This window comes from Halomonas sp. 113 (genome assembly GCF_904067645.1).
In the GTDB taxonomy this organism is placed as follows: domain Bacteria; phylum Pseudomonadota; class Gammaproteobacteria; order Pseudomonadales; family Halomonadaceae; genus Vreelandella; species Vreelandella titanicae.
Genome location: NZ_LR881453.1, coordinates 4,186,394 through 4,202,540, shown reverse-complemented (window position 1 = coordinate 4,202,540; position 16,147 = coordinate 4,186,394). Strand labels below are relative to the sequence as shown.

At 57.3% G+C, this 16,147-nt stretch carries 14 protein-coding genes; 7 read left to right on the top strand and 7 right to left on the bottom strand.

Going from position 1 to position 16,147, the window contains the following annotated elements; translation table 11 throughout:
• Nucleotides 1-32: 32 nt before the first annotated feature.
• The 3 genes from YERSI8AC_RS19795 to YERSI8AC_RS19785 all read right to left on the bottom strand — a co-directional run bounded on the left by YERSI8AC_RS19795 (nucleotide 33) and on the right by YERSI8AC_RS19785 (nucleotide 3,062).
• Nucleotides 33-1,334 carry a TRAP transporter large permease gene (locus YERSI8AC_RS19795; protein WP_009287507.1) on the bottom strand — a complete coding sequence of 434 codons (1,302 nt, stop codon included), beginning with the start codon at nucleotides 1,332-1,334 and terminating at the stop codon, nucleotides 33-35.
• On the bottom strand, nucleotides 1,334-1,945 hold the full coding sequence (locus YERSI8AC_RS19790; protein WP_159177370.1) for a TRAP transporter small permease subunit: 612 nt from the start codon (nucleotides 1,943-1,945) through the stop codon (nucleotides 1,334-1,336). Before YERSI8AC_RS19790 ends, YERSI8AC_RS19795 begins: the two co-directional genes overlap by 1 nt.
• Before the next feature lie 97 nt (nucleotides 1,946-2,042).
• On the bottom strand, nucleotides 2,043-3,062 hold the full coding sequence (locus YERSI8AC_RS19785; RefSeq protein ID WP_022521929.1) for a TRAP transporter substrate-binding protein: 1,020 nt from the start codon (nucleotides 3,060-3,062) through the stop codon (nucleotides 2,043-2,045).
• 238 nt (nucleotides 3,063-3,300) lie between these two features.
• Between YERSI8AC_RS19785 and YERSI8AC_RS19780 the strand changes: the two genes are divergently transcribed.
• Nucleotides 3,301-5,046: an IlvD/Edd family dehydratase gene (locus tag YERSI8AC_RS19780; protein WP_159177369.1), complete on the top strand. Its 1,746-nt coding sequence runs from the start codon at nucleotides 3,301-3,303 to the stop codon at nucleotides 5,044-5,046.
• Here the strand turns inward: YERSI8AC_RS19780 and YERSI8AC_RS19775 are convergent.
• Nucleotides 5,043-5,984 (bottom strand): LysR substrate-binding domain-containing protein, encoded by a 942-nt coding sequence (locus YERSI8AC_RS19775; RefSeq protein ID WP_159177368.1) that lies wholly within the window; start codon nucleotides 5,982-5,984, stop codon nucleotides 5,043-5,045. The two genes, YERSI8AC_RS19780 and YERSI8AC_RS19775, sit on opposite strands and share 4 nt — an antisense overlap.
• A gap of 203 nt (nucleotides 5,985-6,187) precedes the next feature.
• Here YERSI8AC_RS19775 and YERSI8AC_RS19770 point away from each other — a divergent pair, with 203 nt between their 5' ends.
• From YERSI8AC_RS19770 to YERSI8AC_RS19745, 6 genes are all read left to right on the top strand, one after another.
• Entirely contained in the window at nucleotides 6,188-7,408 is a 1,221-nt protein-coding gene (locus tag YERSI8AC_RS19770) for an aldose epimerase family protein (RefSeq protein WP_422822540.1), read from the top strand.
• 90 nt (nucleotides 7,409-7,498) lie between these two features.
• Nucleotides 7,499-8,494: an arabinose ABC transporter substrate-binding protein gene (locus YERSI8AC_RS19765; RefSeq protein ID WP_022521932.1), complete on the top strand. Its 996-nt coding sequence runs from the start codon at nucleotides 7,499-7,501 to the stop codon at nucleotides 8,492-8,494.
• A gap of 28 nt (nucleotides 8,495-8,522) precedes the next feature.
• Nucleotides 8,523-10,016, top strand: a complete 1,494-nt coding sequence (gene araG / locus YERSI8AC_RS19760; RefSeq protein WP_022521933.1) for an L-arabinose ABC transporter ATP-binding protein AraG — start codon at nucleotides 8,523-8,525, stop codon at nucleotides 10,014-10,016.
• A gap of 65 nt (nucleotides 10,017-10,081) precedes the next feature.
• On the top strand, nucleotides 10,082-11,092 hold the full coding sequence (gene araH, locus YERSI8AC_RS19755; protein WP_159177366.1) for an L-arabinose ABC transporter permease AraH: 1,011 nt from the start codon (nucleotides 10,082-10,084) through the stop codon (nucleotides 11,090-11,092).
• A gap of 63 nt (nucleotides 11,093-11,155) precedes the next feature.
• Entirely contained in the window at nucleotides 11,156-12,901 is a 1,746-nt protein-coding gene (locus YERSI8AC_RS19750; protein WP_159177365.1) for an IlvD/Edd family dehydratase, read from the top strand.
• Nucleotides 12,902-13,032: 131 nt separating this feature from the next.
• On the top strand, nucleotides 13,033-13,809 hold the full coding sequence (locus tag YERSI8AC_RS19745) for an SDR family oxidoreductase (protein ID WP_159177364.1): 777 nt from the start codon (nucleotides 13,033-13,035) through the stop codon (nucleotides 13,807-13,809).
• Nucleotides 13,810-14,130: 321 nt separating this feature from the next.
• On the opposite strand, the gene YERSI8AC_RS19740 is transcribed toward YERSI8AC_RS19745, so the two are convergent.
• The 3 genes from YERSI8AC_RS19740 to YERSI8AC_RS19730 are packed head-to-tail and all read right to left on the bottom strand — an operon-like array spanning nucleotide 14,131 to nucleotide 15,980.
• Nucleotides 14,131-14,523, bottom strand: a complete 393-nt coding sequence (locus tag YERSI8AC_RS19740; protein WP_201304243.1) for a hypothetical protein — start codon at nucleotides 14,521-14,523, stop codon at nucleotides 14,131-14,133.
• Entirely contained in the window at nucleotides 14,523-14,699 is a 177-nt protein-coding gene (locus YERSI8AC_RS19735) for a hypothetical protein (protein WP_022521938.1), read from the bottom strand. Before YERSI8AC_RS19735 ends, YERSI8AC_RS19740 begins: the two co-directional genes overlap by 1 nt.
• A gap of 42 nt (nucleotides 14,700-14,741) precedes the next feature.
• Complete coding sequence (locus YERSI8AC_RS19730; RefSeq protein ID WP_053856972.1) at nucleotides 14,742-15,980, bottom strand: ROK family transcriptional regulator; 1,239 nt, start codon at nucleotides 15,978-15,980, stop codon at nucleotides 14,742-14,744.
• Between the last annotated feature and the right edge of the window lie 167 nt (nucleotides 15,981-16,147).

Here is a 16,147-nt window from a genome sequence, read left to right as displayed (position 1 = left end):
TTATGCAGAGTCAGTCAATAGTGTAGCGGTCATCATAGTGGCCAAATGGCCAGTTGCGGCCACATCAATAGCGCCGCGAGTACGCACAGCTGAATGGCCATAAAGGGTAGTACGGACAGGTAAATATCCTTGAGGCTGATATCCGGCGGTGCCACGCTTTTAAGGTAGAAGGCGGCGGGCCCAAAGGGTGGCGACAGGAACGATACCTGCATATTCACGGCGAATAGAATGCCGAACCAGATCGGATCGAAACCGAGCTGAATAACGATGGGTAGAAAGATCGGCAGAGCCAGCATGGCGATCCCGATCCAGTCTAGGAATAGCCCCAGCACGAGCATAATCGCCATCATCACCAGAATGATCACAATGGGCGCTACATCGAGTCCCAGGATCAAGCTCGAAACAAAGCGGTTGCCGCCCATTAAATTATAGACGCCCACCAGGGCGGCGGCGCCGATGCCGATCCAGATGATCATGCCGCAGGTATTCATGGTCTGCCCAAGGCTATGGTGCAACATGCCCGGGGTGAATTCGCCACGAACAATAGTGGCGAGGAGTACACCGAAAACACCCATGGCCGCGGCTTCGGTGACCGAGGCGATACCACCGTAGATAGTGCCCAGCACTAAAAAAGCGATCAGCCCTGGCAACAGAATGGCCTTAACCGCGTCCAGCTTAGTGGCGAAAGGGTTATCTTGGGTATCTCTATCTAACGGCGGGCCCAGTGCGGGATTTCTCAGGCAGCGCACCAGCACATAGGCAATGTAGCAACCCATCAAAATCACCGCTGGCGTCACGGCTGCGGCGAACAGGTCGGCAATCGATACGCTGGCGATCAGACCGTAGATAATCAGCACGATTGAGGGCGGCATCATGGTGCCCAGGGCGCCCCCGGCACACACCACCCCAATAGAGAGGTGTTTGTCGTAGCCCAGGCGGAGCATTTGGGGCAGCGCCAGAATCCCCAGTAGCACGATCTCACCACCGATAATGCCCGAAAGAGCGGCCAGGAAGAACGCTACCACGATGGTCTGCACCGCCACGCCACCTGGCAGGCGGCCGGCGAAGACGCGCATGGCGTTGAACAGGTCTTTGGCGATTCCGGAGCGATCCAGCAGTGATGCCATCAACACGAACATGGGCACCGCCACCAGCGAATACTCGGTGATAAACCCATAAACGCGGCTGGTGACCAGGGGTAGCGCCGCCTCACCGAACCAGCCGAAGGTGAACGCCATCGCTACCAGGCCGGTGATAAACGCCAGCGGCAGACCGGTGACCAGTAGCGCGAAAATGGCCCCGACCATGAGGATCGTTGCGGTTGAAATATCCATCAGCGCGCCTCCTCGATGTTGGCAGCGGGTTTCGCTTTAATCGATTCCCACAGATGCAGGCAGGCCTGTAGCGTCATCAACACCAGGGCAAACAGAATCATGCCCTTGACCATGGCGGGAAAGGGCGGATTCCAAGAGGTGCCGGAGCGCTCCAGCGACCACTCACCGAGCGGGTTATGCGAAGCTCCCCAGAACATATGAAAGGCGGCATAGCTCATTGTCAGGCAGAAAATCAGGGTGAGCAGGTCGTTGAAACGGTCCATCCAGCATTTCAACCTGGGCCCGGCGCTGTCGTAAAGCACCTTGACGCGGATATGGCTATTGCGCGCCATGGCCGCTGGACCGCCCAATACAAAGATAACGGCGATCAGAAACACGACGGTTTCGTGTACCCAGGAGGTGGGGTTGTTGAAACCGTAGCGCATAAAGACTTCGACGACGCTGATGCCCATCGCGACCAGCACGAGCCAGGAAACGGCACGGCCGCCCCGTGCAATTAAGCGGTCTAAAGCATTACGTTCGGGAGACACCTCCTCCACCGTTTCGAGGATCTCGGGGAGATCCTGGGTATTCGGCGCAGGGGTTTGATTGTCAGGCGTTTTTTGGGACATGGCGCGACTCTACGCGCAACGCTCGGGGTGTTTGCCCGAGCGCTGCGTTGGTTAGATTAATGAGGCCGGTTGTGAGCAGAGAGTTGAGAGCACAGAGTTAGAGCAGATTGCGCGAGCGCAAAAAGGCGGTCGCCGAGTCATAAATCTTCTGAGTCATCTCATTTTCACCCGCCCACTCTTGCCACTCCTGCTCAGCCGCGGTGCGGAATTTCTGACGCTCTTCTTCGGGCAAGTTGAAGGGGTGAACGTCTGGGTCATCCTGAAGCCGCTGCAGGGTCTCAATATCCTGCTCCTTGAGGCGGGCAATCAGGTCGTAGGCCATGCCATCAAAGGCGGTATTGAGGGTCGTCTGTAGCTCCTCGGGCAAGCCATCCCAGATGTCTTTATTGATCGACACAGCGATCATGGGCATGGAGTGAAAGCCAGGGTAGAGCGGGTAGGGGGCGAAAGCGTGTAGACCCATGGCGTCGTTATTCGAGAGCACCGTGGAGTCCGCGGCGTCGATCACGCCTTTTTCCAGACCGGTATACACCTCAGAGCCCGGCAGGTTGACGGGCGTGGCGCCAATGCGCTCGAAGATGTTGTACACCATGCCTTGAGGGGCACGGATTTTTAACCCTTCAAAGTCGGCGATGGATTCGATGGGCACCGTGGAGGGTACCGACTCCAGCGGAAAGGTCGCTGCGCTGATCAAATGGGCGCCATAGGGTTCGACCAGTTCGTTGTAAAGCTCTTCACCGCCGCCGTATTTCATGTACTCCAGGAAATCGTAGGGGTTCTGCCAAGCACCAACAAGGTTGCCGAGCATACCAAAAGCCGGATCCTGGCCAGAGAAGTAGCTTGGGTCGGTCATATGACCCTGCAGAATCCCTGAGCTAACGGCGGTCAATGTCTCAGTAGGGCCAACCACGGAATTAATCGGCATTACCTCGATTTCAACACGGCCATCAGTCATTGCCGTAATGCGCTCGGCCCACTCTTGTTTGATCTTAAAGCTGGGTTCGCCCGAGGTTTCTGACGCCTGAAATTTCCATTCGTACTCGGCTGCCTGGGCCGCAGAGAGGCCCAGCAGTAGCACGGAACCAGTGAGTAGCGAGCTGTATTTCGATTTGAGCATAGCACTATTCCTCAAGTTTTTTGTTGTGGAGAGCGTGGTGGTTAACGCTGTAATGCAACGGGCCAATGACCCACGTGGGAGGGTAATGTTGAACATTAAGAGCAATTGTTCAACATATACTTTTGTATGGTCGACTAGATTGACGGGGTAGTTTAGTGTCTTGCGCATTCGGCACCCACTCTCGACGCCAACTCTCAGGTCGTCAGCCGTCACCAAACTAAAACAAGGAGTTAACCTCATGGGCCAACGTCAACGTCCGCTGCGCAGTGCTGAATGGTTTGGCACGGCTGATAAGAACGGTTTTATGTACCGCAGTTGGATGAAAAACCAGGGCATTCCCGACCATGAGTTTCAGGGCAAACCGATCATCGGTATCTGCAACACCTGGTCGGAGCTCACACCTTGCAATGCGCACTTTCGTAAGTTGGCGGAGCACGTGAAGCAGGGCGTGCTGGAAGCGGGGGGCTACCCGGTGGAGTTCCCGGTGTTCTCCAACGGCGAATCCAACCTGCGCCCCACGGCGATGTTTACCCGCAACCTGGCTAGCATGGACGTGGAAGAAGCGATTCGCGGCAACCCCATCGATGCGGTGGTGCTGCTGGTGGGCTGCGACAAAACTACCCCGGCGCTACTGATGGGCGCGGCGAGCTGCGATATTCCCACCATCGTGGTCACCGGCGGGCCGATGCTCAACGGTAAGCACAAAGGTAAGGATATCGGCTCCGGCACCGTGGTCTGGAAGCTCTCCGAGCAGGTCAAGGCGGGTGAGATTTCACTTCACGACTTTATGGCCGCCGAGGCGGGCATGTCCCGTTCTGCGGGCACCTGCAACACCATGGGCACCGCCTCCACCATGGCCTGCATGGCCGAGTCGCTGGGCACCTCGCTACCCCATAATGCCGCCATCCCTGCGGTGGACTCCCGCCGCTACGTGCTGGCGCACCTTTCGGGTAACCGGATTGTCGAGATGGTCAACGAAGACCTGCGGCTCTCCAAAATCCTCACCAAGGAAGCCTTCGACAACGCCATCCGTACCAACGCGGCGATTGGCGGCTCCACCAATGCGGTGATTCACCTCAAAGCGATTGCCGGGCGCATCGGTGTGGATCTGACGCTGGACGACTGGAGCCGGGTAGGACGCGGCACCCCCACGGTGGTGGATCTGCAGCCCTCGGGGCGCTTTCTGATGGAGGAGTTCTACTACGCCGGTGGCCTGCCTGCGGTGCTCAGGCGCCTGGGCGAGGCGGATCGGCTGCCTTTCAAGGACGCCTTGACCGTCAACGGCAAAACCCTGTGGGAGAACGTCCAAGACGCCCCGCTGTACAACGACGAAGTGATTCGTCCACTGGATAATCCGCTCACCGCGGACGGCGGCATCTGCGTCGTGCGTGGCAACCTGGCCCCCAACGGCGCGGTGCTCAAACCCTCAGCGGCAACGGCCGAGCTGATGCAGCACCGCGGCCGCGCGGTGGTGTTCGAAGACTTCGACGACTATAAAGCGCGCATCAACGACCCGGACCTGGAGGTGGAAGCCAACGACATCCTGGTCATGAAGCACTGCGGCCCGCGGGGTTATCACGGCATGGCGGAGGTGGGCAATATGGGCCTGCCGCCCAAGATCCTCGCCCAGGGGATTACCGATATGGTGCGTATCTCCGATGCGCGCATGAGCGGCACCGCCTACGGGACCGTGGTGCTGCACGTGGCCCCGGAAGCCGCCGCTGGCGGCCCGCTGGCGGCGGTGCGTAATGGCGATTGGATCGAACTCGACTGCGCAAGCGGCCGGCTGCACCTTGATATCAGCGATGAAGCGCTGGCCTCGCGCCTGGCCGAAAGTGACCCCACTGCCGCCTCAACGCTGATTGCCAGCCAGGGCGGCTACCGCCAGCTGTATATCGAGCGGGTGCTTCAAGCCGACGAAGGTTGCGACTTCGACTTTCTGGTCGGCTGTCGGGGGGCTGATGTGCCGCGGCACTCGCATTAACTGGACTGAGCAATCACTTCCCGCAGAGTGCTCATTAATGCGGCGGCACCGGGGGAGAGTCGCTGGTGGCGTAAGCTCACCAGCCCATAGGGCTGAACGCTTAGCGCCTCGCTAAATGGCAGTAGATGAAAACGCTGCAGTGGGCAGAGCAGGTCAGCGGCTTCCCGTGTAGTCACCGTGATGGTATCGGATTTGTCGACGAGGGCCAGCGACAGCAGCAGGTCAGCGGTATCGACGATCTGGCGGGGCGGCGCGACCTGATGGTGCAGAAATAGGCTATCCACCCGCTGGCGCATCAACGCGCCAGCGGGCTGCAGCGACCAAGGGAAGCACGCCATATCAGCAAGGCTCAGCGTTTGTTTATCGGCTAATGGATGCCCTTGGCGGCACACAAAGCAGAGTTCCTCCTCGCCAATCTCCTCGAAGACAAAGCGCTCGGCATCGACGCCTGCGGGTATGCGAGTAATCGCGAAATCCAGTTCGCCTTCCAGTAGGCGTGGTACCAGCACTTTGCTGACATCCACATCTACGCTGATTTTTAGCCCTGGCCGGTCGCGGTGCACCCGCTCGATGGCGCTGGTGAGCAGCGTAACCGCTGGCGCCATTACCGTGCCGACGGCTACCGTGCCGGCACTGCCCTCGCCGAGAGCGTTTAGCTCCTCACCGGTGTGGCGTAGCGCTGAGAGCATGCTGTGGGCGTGGCGAATCATAATTTCGCCATACCAGTTAGGCGTTAGCCCACGGGGGTGGCGATCGAACAGCCGAATACCCAGGTTGGCTTCCAGGTCGCTGAGCAGTTTTGAGGCGGCGGGCTGGCTCATATTGAGCTGAGCCGCCGCGCGGTGCAGGTTGCGCTGCTCGTCCAGGGCTAAAAATAGCTGAAAATGACGCAACTTTAGTCGCACGTCTAAAAACCAGTTTTCGCCGAGAATGCCCATGGCATAAGCCTCGTGTTGTTATTGATACTTAGAAGTATATCGATAGTGAGGCATTTGTATATTGGTTGGTTATGCCAGACATGGCTACTGTAGTGTCTGTATCGGTCATGATGAACTGTGGTAACTCACTGAGTTTTCTGACCAAGCCTAACAACAATAATTTAGCAACAAAGTATGCCTCCAGGAGGAAGCTCATGCCTCTCATGTACAGCCAACGATTAAGAAATGGTTCACCTTTTCTGCTCGGTGCAATTGCCGCGGTACTGTTGGCAAACACTGCACAAGCCCAGAGCAGTTCTGAAGCCAGCGCGAGCAGCAGCGTCAGCAGTGGTATCCAAACGTCGGTGTTTGGTCATCTACCCGATGGTCGCCAGGTGGATGTCTATCAACTTACCAACGCCAATGGTATTGAGCTGCGGGTGACCAATTATGGTGGCATCATTCTGTCGCTGAAAACCCCTGATATGGACGGTAAGTTTGACGATATAGCGCTGGGCTTTGACTCTTTGGAAGCCTACCTCTCCGATGAGTACCGTCAGGCCAATCCTTACTTCGGTGCCATTATTGGTCGTTACGGCAACCGTATTGCGGGTGGGCAATTCTCCCTCGATGGAGAAACCTATTCATTGGCTACCAACGATGGCAGCAACCACCTGCATGGCGGCGACCAGGGATTCGATACAGTGCTATGGCAGGCCGAACCATTCGAGAGTGACGCAGGCAATGGATTGGTACTGCGCTATACCAGCGAGGATGGCGAAGAGGGCTACCCCGGTAAGTTGGAGAGCGAAGTTACCTATACGCTGACCGATAATGACGAGCTGATGGTGGATTATCGGGCGGTAACCGATAAAGCCACCCCGATTAACCTAACCCAGCACAGCTACTTCAACCTAAAGGGTGAGGGTAGCGACACCATTCTCGATCATCAGTTGATGATCAATGCCCCTGAGTTTACCCCGGTCAATGACACCTTGATTCCAACCGGTGAGATCCGCTCGGTGGAGGGCACGCCGTTCGACTTTACCCAGGCGACGCCTATCGGTGAACGGATCGAGCAGGAGAACGAGCAGCTTGCCTTTGGTGGCGGTTATGACCACAACTTTGTACTTGCCCGCGATAACGCTGCATCAGATGAGCTGGTCTTGGCTGCCAAAGTATGGGAACCCAGAAGCGGACGCCTGGTGGAAATCACCACCACCGAACCCGCGATCCAATTCTATTCCGGCAACTTCCTTAACGGCGACCTGACCGGCAAGCAGGGCCAGGCCTACGGGCACCGCTCCGGCTTTGCGCTGGAAACTCAGCACTACCCTGACTCTCCCAATCAAGAGGCGTTTCCCAGCACGATCCTAGAGCCGGGCGAGACTTATCGCTCACGCACGGTCTATCGCTTTTCCGCGCAGCAAGACCTGGGCTCGTAATCTCGATTCATCATTACTATTACCAACCGTCCGTGGTTAGTAATCAAAAATATCAATAAAAACAACGCTAAAAATAGCAGGAGTACAACAATGAAATTGACGACAACATTTACCCGTTTAGCACTTGGTAGCGCAATTATGCTGGCCTCACTAGGGTCAGTACAGGCCCAGGAAGACGAGGTGAAGATTGGCTTTATCGTTAAAAAGCCGGAGCAGGCGTGGTTCATTAACGAACAGGAGGCGGCTACTGAAGTAGGCGAAGAGCTCGGCTTCGAAGTGGTACGCCTTGGCGGCGAAGATGGTCAAGAGGTGCTTAGCGCTATTGATAACCTCTACTCCCAAGGCGCTGAAGGGTTCGTAATCTGCCCGCCAGACGTACGCTTGGGGCCAGCGATTATGAACCGTGCTAACCAGTACGGCATGAAAGTAGTCACTGTGGATGACCAGTTTGTTAACTCAAGCGGTGAGCCCATGGAGGGCGTGCCGCACCTGGGTATGTCGGGCACCAAAATTGGGCGTCAGGTGGGCGAAGCCATTAATGCCGAAATGGAAGCGCGCGGCTGGAACCCCGAAGAGGTAGCCGCGCTGCGGATCACCAACAATGAACTACCGACCGCCGTTGAGCGTACCGACGGCGCCACCGAGGCGCTGATAGCCGCGGGATTCCCAGAAGATAATATTTTCGACGCGCCTCAGCAGAGCACCGACACCAGTGGGGCTTTCTCTGCCGCCTCTCCGGTGCTTTCCCAGCGCGGCGATTATGAGCACTGGGTGATCTATGCCCTTAACGAAGAGAGCGTGCTGGGTGGTGTTAGGGCTACCGAGCAGTATGGCTTAGCGCCTGAAGATGTGATCGGCGTGGGTATCAATGGCTCCGGCGCCGCCTTTGCGGAATTCTCCCGGGATAACCCCACCGGTTTCCACGGTACGGTAGCGGTGAGCTCCACCATGCACGGCCGTCAGACTGCTGAAGATCTCTACCGCTGGATTAGCGAGGATCAAGAACCACCGGCCAATACCGAAACCTCCGGCACGCTAATGACGCGGGAAAACTGGCAGGAAGTGCGCGCCGCGCTTGGTCTGTAACGGTAAGTCTCTGCGGGAGTAATGAAGCATGTCTGATGCTTATCTACGGTTCGACGCGATTAGTGTCGTTTTCCCCGGCGTGCGCGCGCTGGATGGGGTGAGTTTCTCCGCCCACGCCGGTCAAGTGCATGCCTTAATGGGCGAGAACGGCGCGGGTAAATCCACCTTGCTCAAGGTGCTAAGCGGCGTTAACCGGGTGGCCGAAGGTGCACTGTGGATCGATGGCCAGCGCTATGTATTCAACAATGCCCGAGAGGCGCTGCGGGAAGGCATTGCGATTATTTACCAGGAGTTGACGCTCTCACCCAATATGTCGGTGGCCGAAAACCTGCTGCTGGGTCAACTGCCCACGCGGCAGGGGTTTGTTGACCGTCGCCGGTTGAAGGAAAAAGCGTTGGCGATACTGGCTGATCTTGGCGAGGGGGAGATCCACCCCTCGACCAAGGTGCGCGAGCTCTCCATCGGCCAGCAGCAGATGATCGAGATTGGCCGTGCGCTGCTGCGAGACGCCAAGGTTATCGCGTTCGATGAGCCCACCAGTAGTCTCTCTATTCAGGAGATTCGCCAGCTAAAACGTATCGTCCAACGACTGCGTGATGAAGGGCGGGTGGTGCTCTACGTGACGCATCGTATGGAGGAGGTGTTTGAGATGTGCGATGCGGTCACCATCTTCCGCGATGGCCAGCATATACGCACCCATGAGGATATGTCGGCGCTCAATCACGACCTGTTAGTGAGTGAAATGGTCGGCCGGGATATCGACGATGTTTACGGCTACCGCCCGCGCACACAGGGCGATGTGGTCTTGAACGTGGAAGGAATCCACGGGCGCGGCCTCAAGGCGCCGGTGAGTTTCTCCGTCAAACGCGGGGAAGTCTTCGGGCTGTTTGGTCTGGTGGGCGCGGGGCGCAGCGAACTGCTGAGGCTGATCTGCGGAGTCGAATCGCCCAAGGCCGGCAGCGTACAGTTCAACGGTGAATCGCGACGTTTTAAAAGCCCTGGCGAGGCGATACGCGCCGGTATTGCCATGTGTCCAGAGGATCGTAAATCCCAGGGTATCTTCCCGGTAGCCAGCGTGGCCGACAACCTCAATATTAGCTGTCGGCGCTTTTTCAAACGCTGGGGCATGTTCCGCCACCCCGGCCGTGAGCGGCGCAATGCCGAGTCGTATATCCAGCAACTCAGTGTCAAGACACCGGGGCCACGTACGCCGATCGGCAAACTTTCCGGCGGCAACCAGCAGAAGGTGATTCTGGCCCGCTGGCTTGCCGAGGAGATTGATCTGTTTGTGATGGACGAGCCAACCCGAGGCATCGACGTCGGCGCACGGCGGGATATTTACTCGCTACTTTACGATTTGGCCGAACAGGGCAAAAGCGTGGTGGTGATTTCCAGTGACCTGGCAGAAGTCAGCTCCATCTGTGACCGCATCGCGGTGATGCGCGACGGTGAACTGGTGGACATAGTGCCGCGGGAATCGGCTACGCCGGAACGTCTGCTGGGCTTGGCGCTACCTGCCTAAGTGTCAGCTTTTTTTAAGGTTTTCAAGATATTCGTTCTTAAGAGAACAAGTTCAGGACAACAACCATGACAACTAACAATGCAACCCAAGGCAAGACTGCGCCTGCCCGCCCGGCGGGCCGGCAGGGGCTGATCAAGCCACTGCGCACGCTGCTGGATACCTCAGGGCTGATTGCAATTTTCTTGCTGCTGTTTGTGGCCCTGGCGGTACTCATCCCTGACTTTCTGACCGGCCGCAACATGGTCGGGCTACTGCTCTCGATCACCCTAATCGGCAGTTTGGCCACTACCATGATGCTGGTGCTGGCACTGGGTGAGGTGGATCTCTCGGTGGCCTCTACGGTGGCCTTTGCGGGGGTGGTCGCAGCGGTGGTGACCTCCAGTACCGGTAGCGTGTTTATCGGCGTGATCGGTGGCATTGTCGCTGGGGGCGCGGTGGGCGCTTTTAACGGCCTGGTAATTGCCAAGTTCGGTATTAACTCGCTGATTGCCACCCTGGCGGCAATGGAGTTTGTACGCGGGCTGGCCTATATCACCTCCGGCGGCGACGCGGTAATGATCACCGTGCCGGGTTTCTTTGACCTGGGCAGTGCCTCGTTCCTCGGCCTAACCCTGCCGGTCTGGACCATGCTGGCCTGTTTCGTGATCTTTGGTGTGGTGCTCAACATGACCGCTTTCGGGCGCAATGTGCTGGCCACCGGGGGGAACTCGGAAGCCGCCGCGCTTGCCGGGGTTAATGTTCGCCGCCTCAAGATTATTGTTTTCGGCCTCCAGGGCGTAGTGGCGGGTGTCGTAGGTGTACTGCTAGCTTCACGCATGGGGCTGGGCGACCCCAATACCTCTATGGGCCTGGAACTGGCGGTGATTTCCGCCTGTGTGCTGGGCGGTGTGGCGCTATCCGGTGGCGTTGCCACCATTACCGGTGTGGTGGTCGGTGTGCTGATTATGGGCTGCGTCCAGAACGCCATGGGGCTGCTCAACGTCCCCACCTTTTACCAGTACCTGGTGCGTGGCGCGATTCTGCTGCTGGCGGTGATGTTTGACCGCTGGAAACAGACCCGTCGTCAGCGGGCCTGACGCTTAAACCGTTACCCCTTTATTAGTTGGTCACTTTTTTCCGGTTTGTACGGAGGCTTTGTTATGTCTGATCGTCAGCGCCCATTACGCTCTGCCCAGTGGTTCGGCACCGCCGATAAAAACGGCTTTATGTACCGCAGTTGGATGAAAAACCAGGGCATTCCCGACCATGAGTTTCAGGGCAAACCGATCATCGGTATCTGCAACACCTGGTCGGAGCTCACACCTTGCAATGCGCACTTTCGTAAGTTGGCGGAGCACGTGAAGCAGGGCGTGCTGGAAGCGGGGGGCTACCCGGTGGAGTTCCCGGTGTTCTCCAACGGCGAATCCAACCTGCGCCCCACCGCGATGTTTACCCGCAACCTGGCCAGCATGGACGTGGAGGAAGCGATTCGCGGCAACCCCATCGATGCGGTGGTGCTGCTGGTGGGCTGCGACAAAACTACCCCGGCGCTACTGATGGGTGCGGCGAGCTGCGATATTCCCACCATCGTGGTCACCGGCGGGCCGATGCTCAACGGCAAGCACAAGGGCAAGGACATTGGTTCCGGCACCGTGGTCTGGCAGCTCTCCGAGCAGGTCAAGGCCGGTGAGATATCATTGCACGACTTTATGGCCGCCGAAGCGGGCATGTCCCGTTCTGCGGGCACCTGCAACACCATGGGCACCGCCTCCACCATGGCCTGCATGGCCGAGTCGCTGGGCACCTCGCTGCCGCACAATGCAGCGATTCCGGCGGTGGACTCCCGCCGCTACGTGCTGGCGCACCTTTCGGGTAACCGGATTGTCGAGATGGTCAACGAAGACCTGCGGCTCTCCAAGATCCTTACCAAGGAAGCTTTCGACAACGCCATCCGTACCAACGCCGCTATCGGCGGCTCCACCAATGCGGTGATTCACCTCAAGGCGATTGCCGGACGGATTGGTGTGGATCTGACCCTGGACGACTGGAGCCGAGTGGGGCGCGGCACGCCCACGGTGGTCGATCTACAGCCCTCGGGGCGGTTCTTGATGGAGGAGTTCTACTACGCCGGTGGCCTGCCCGCGGTGCTTAGACGCCTGGGCGAGGCCAACCGGCTGCCCTTCAAGGACGCCTTGACCGTCAACGGCAAAACCCTGTGGGAAAACGTCCAGGACGCCCCGCTGTACAACGACGAAGTGATTCGCCCGCTGGATAATCCGCTCACCGCGGACGGCGGCATCTGCGTGGTGCGCGGCAACCTCGCCCCTAATGGCGCGGTGTTAAAGCCCTCGGCAGCCACGGCCGAACTCATGCAGCACCGAGGTCGTGCGGTGGTGTTCGAGGACTTCGACGACTATAAGGCGCGCATCAACGACCCGGACTTGGACGTGGAAGCCAACGACATACTGGTCATGAAGCACTGCGGCCCACGGGGTTATCACGGCATGGCGGAAGTGGGCAATATGGGCCTGCCGCCCAAGATCCTCGCCCAAGGCATCACCGATATGGTGCGTATTTCGGATGCCCGCATGAGCGGTACCGCCTACGGCACTGTGGTACTGCACGTAGCGCCCGAAGCCGCCGCCGGCGGCCCGCTGGCCGCGGTACGCAACGGTGACTGGATCGAACTCGACTGCGCAAGCGGCCGGCTGCATCTGGAACTCAGCGATGAAGAACTGGCCTCGCGCCTGGCCGAAAGTGACCCCACTGCCGCCTCAACGCTGATTGCCAGCCAGGGCGGCTACCGCCAGCTGTATATCGAGCGGGTGCTCCAGGCGGACGAAGGCTGCGACTTCGACTTCCTGGTCGGCTGTCGGGGTTCTGATGTGCCGCGGCACTCGCATTGATGGTCATTCGAAGATCCTGAGGTAGCGCCAAAAGGGTCGCGAGCTAAAGCTACCTCCCTCGGGGGCAATTATCAGCCTGGCAGAGATAGCTCCACGCAGAGTGACGAAGAGCTTAAAAAAGAGGACGCGCAATGACCGCCAGGTTGACCGACAAGCATATTCTGGTAACCGGTGCTGCCACCGGCATCGGCCGCGCCATTGCCGAGGCCTGCGTCCGCGAGGGTGCCACGGTCGCCTTGCTGGATAGAGACGGTGATAACGTCGAGAGGCTGGCAGCGCAACTGCGCAGCGAAGGACACAATGCTCAGGCGTTGGTGGCAGATATTGCTGATCGCGCAATGGTGGACGCCGCCGTGGCGAAGGCACGGGAGATTAACGGGCCCTTGACCACCTTGGTTAATAACGCCGGAATGAATGTCTTCCATGATCCACTCGCCATGCCGGATGACGCCTGGCAACTTTGCCTAGCGGTCGATCTGGAAGGTGCCTGGTTCTGTAGCCGGGCGGTGTTGCCGGACATGTTGGCGCAGGGCGACGGTGCCATTATCAACATCGCCTCCACCCACAGCTTCTCGATTATTCCCGGTTGTTTTCCCTACTCGGTAGCCAAGCACGGCTTGATTGGCTTAACCCGATCGCTCGGCATTGAATACGCACCGCGGGGCGTGCGGGTCAATGCCATCGCGCCGGGCTATATTGCCACCTCGGCGGTAGAGGCGCATTGGCAGTCCTTCGATGACCCCGTCGCGGCTAAGGCACGCATCGAAGCCTTGCTGCCACCAGGGCGGTTAGGGCAACCCGAGGAAGTCGCCATGACGGTGGTCTTCCTGGCTTCAGATGAGGCCCCCTTTATCAACGCCAGTTGCCTGACTATCGACGGAGGCCGCAGCGTGGTTTATCACGACTGACAGTTGTTATGGTCGTTGAGTGCTTGCAAGGAATATCTGGATATTAGTGGCGTGAATAGAGTTTAGGCTGTATCCACGGGTTTAAACGTTAGTGCTTAGTTTTCCTTCAGCGAGCTCAATCTCTTGAGTAGATTGTCTTGGAAGAAATATTCCTTTTATACAATCTGGATTAATGATGGCAAGTTGAATATGGTTTTCAGAAAAAAACTTGGCTCCATCGTATAGTGGATCGCCTTCGATAAACGCGGCTCTAACAGAGTCAAAGGGTTCACCCTGTTCCTTGGCTAATGCACATGCATAACGGATTACAGCACAGTCAAGCTAACGGGCTTTAAAATCAAAATCTGTTTTTCCAAACGATCTATTCTCAGGCAGTGGTGTACCTTCTGCCTCTAAATCGTCTTTTAGCTGCTGACAAGCTTCTTTAAGAAAATCATTATATTTTTGGTCAAGCAAATCCAGACAGTTGCCGAGCTCAATTACTGCGCCCAGTACAAAGGGATCTTTAACATTAGAAGCAGCCCGCTGGCTATCTTGAAGGGCATACTGATGCGCTCTTTCAAGATTATTTTCCCAAAAGTAAACGCCATTGCCCAGCCAATCATACTTATTATTACTGTGTTTGAATTCAGATTTTTGGTTCAGGATACTGATGGCAATATCTTTATCTAACCCATGAAAACCATAGACAATTGTCGGTTTTGATGAATACATTAGGTCTTAACGTGTGCCGTATGGTTGCCTTTAGACTTAGATGGACTGAAAAAACGCTTATCAAGACGTCCTTGTGAATCAAGGATGTGCGCATCTTTAAGCAATTTCATTCTTTGCTCATGAGTGCGGTTCTGCCCAGCTGCCTTAACTTTTTGTGTCAATTGATGAATAGACATAAAATACTCCCTTGTACATTTTCATGCTAATCGACCTTTTGGCTACAGGCAAGTAGCTGATCCAGACTTAGCCTGGCTATCTAACAGCGTCTCGCCATCGGTGGCATTTAGCGCCATGGTGATGCCTCCCATGCAGGTCATGTCGCGATCCCAGGCGCAGTGTTCGATGCGGGTGGTGCCCATCAGTTCGGCCACTAGGGCATCGTCAATGGCGGTGTGCATGGCGGCTTGCATGGCGTCAAAGCCGCGCACGCCGGAGCCGGTAATCAGCACGAGATCGGGGTTAAAGAGCGCCAGCACATTGGCAATGCCGAACCCCAGCGCCCGCCCAGCCTCGGCGTAAATACGCTGGGCTGTCGGGTCGCCTTTTAATGCTAACTGTGTCAGCGCCTGCATCTGCTGCTCTGAGGGGTGTGCGCTGTCGCCGGAGGGAAGCGCTAAATGATCCGCGGCGGCGCGATAGAGCGCATAATCGCTAGTGTAAGCTTCAATGCAGCCCCGTCGCCCGCAGGCGCACAGGGCGCCATCGGGTTGGTATTTGCTGTGCCCAAACTCCGCCGCTGAGCCATTGGCACCTAGAAAGGGCACGCCGTTAATCAATACCGACATACCGATACCGTAGCCCAGCATAATGACCACCAAGTTGGGGCAGTCTGCATAGGCGGGCTGTGCCGCTAGAACGCTGGCGATGCAGTTGGCATCGTTTTCCAGCAGTACGCTGCAGTGAAAACGCTCCGCTAATCGCGTCGATATCGGTGCGTTACGAAAGCTTAAAGCGGGGGACCAGATAATCGTACCGCTTTGCGACGAGACTACCCCCTGCACTGCCAAACAGATCCCCGCCAAGCGTTGAAATCCCTTTAGCTGTTGCGCGCAAACAGTGCTGATCTTCTCTTCCAGCAGCGCTTCCAGGTCGTCGGCGCTCAGCGTCAGGGTGGGCACTGCGTGGTGTTCGCTTTGGCGTACCTGACCCGAAAAATCGCCCACCACCAACTGGATCTCATTGATCGATAGCTTGATACACACCACGCAGGCGGCATTAGGGTCGAGTTCAATCAAGGTTTTTGGTCGGCCACGCCCGGTGGGGCGGGGTGTTTCGGGTGGCCGTTCCGTGATCAACCCCTGCTGGAGTAGTTCGGCGCTGATCGAGGTGACGGTGGCAGAGCTAATGCCATTGAGTGCGCCTAGGTCGATGCGTGCCACCGATCCTTGGTCACGCAGAGTGCGTATCACCGCCAGGGTGTTGTCGAGGCGGCTAGTATCAGTCGACGGAAGGGCCATAGGGTCGCCGTTATAGTTCGTGTTGAAAAAAAGCAGTGCTGCACATTGCTGAGCGCTCTCATCGTGGGGTGTGAGCGCAATTGTCAAAATACGACCTAAGTTGCATATGCAAATATTTATTTTAGCACCTAAAGTAAATCAAGCATCAACCTAAATCAATCGATGTT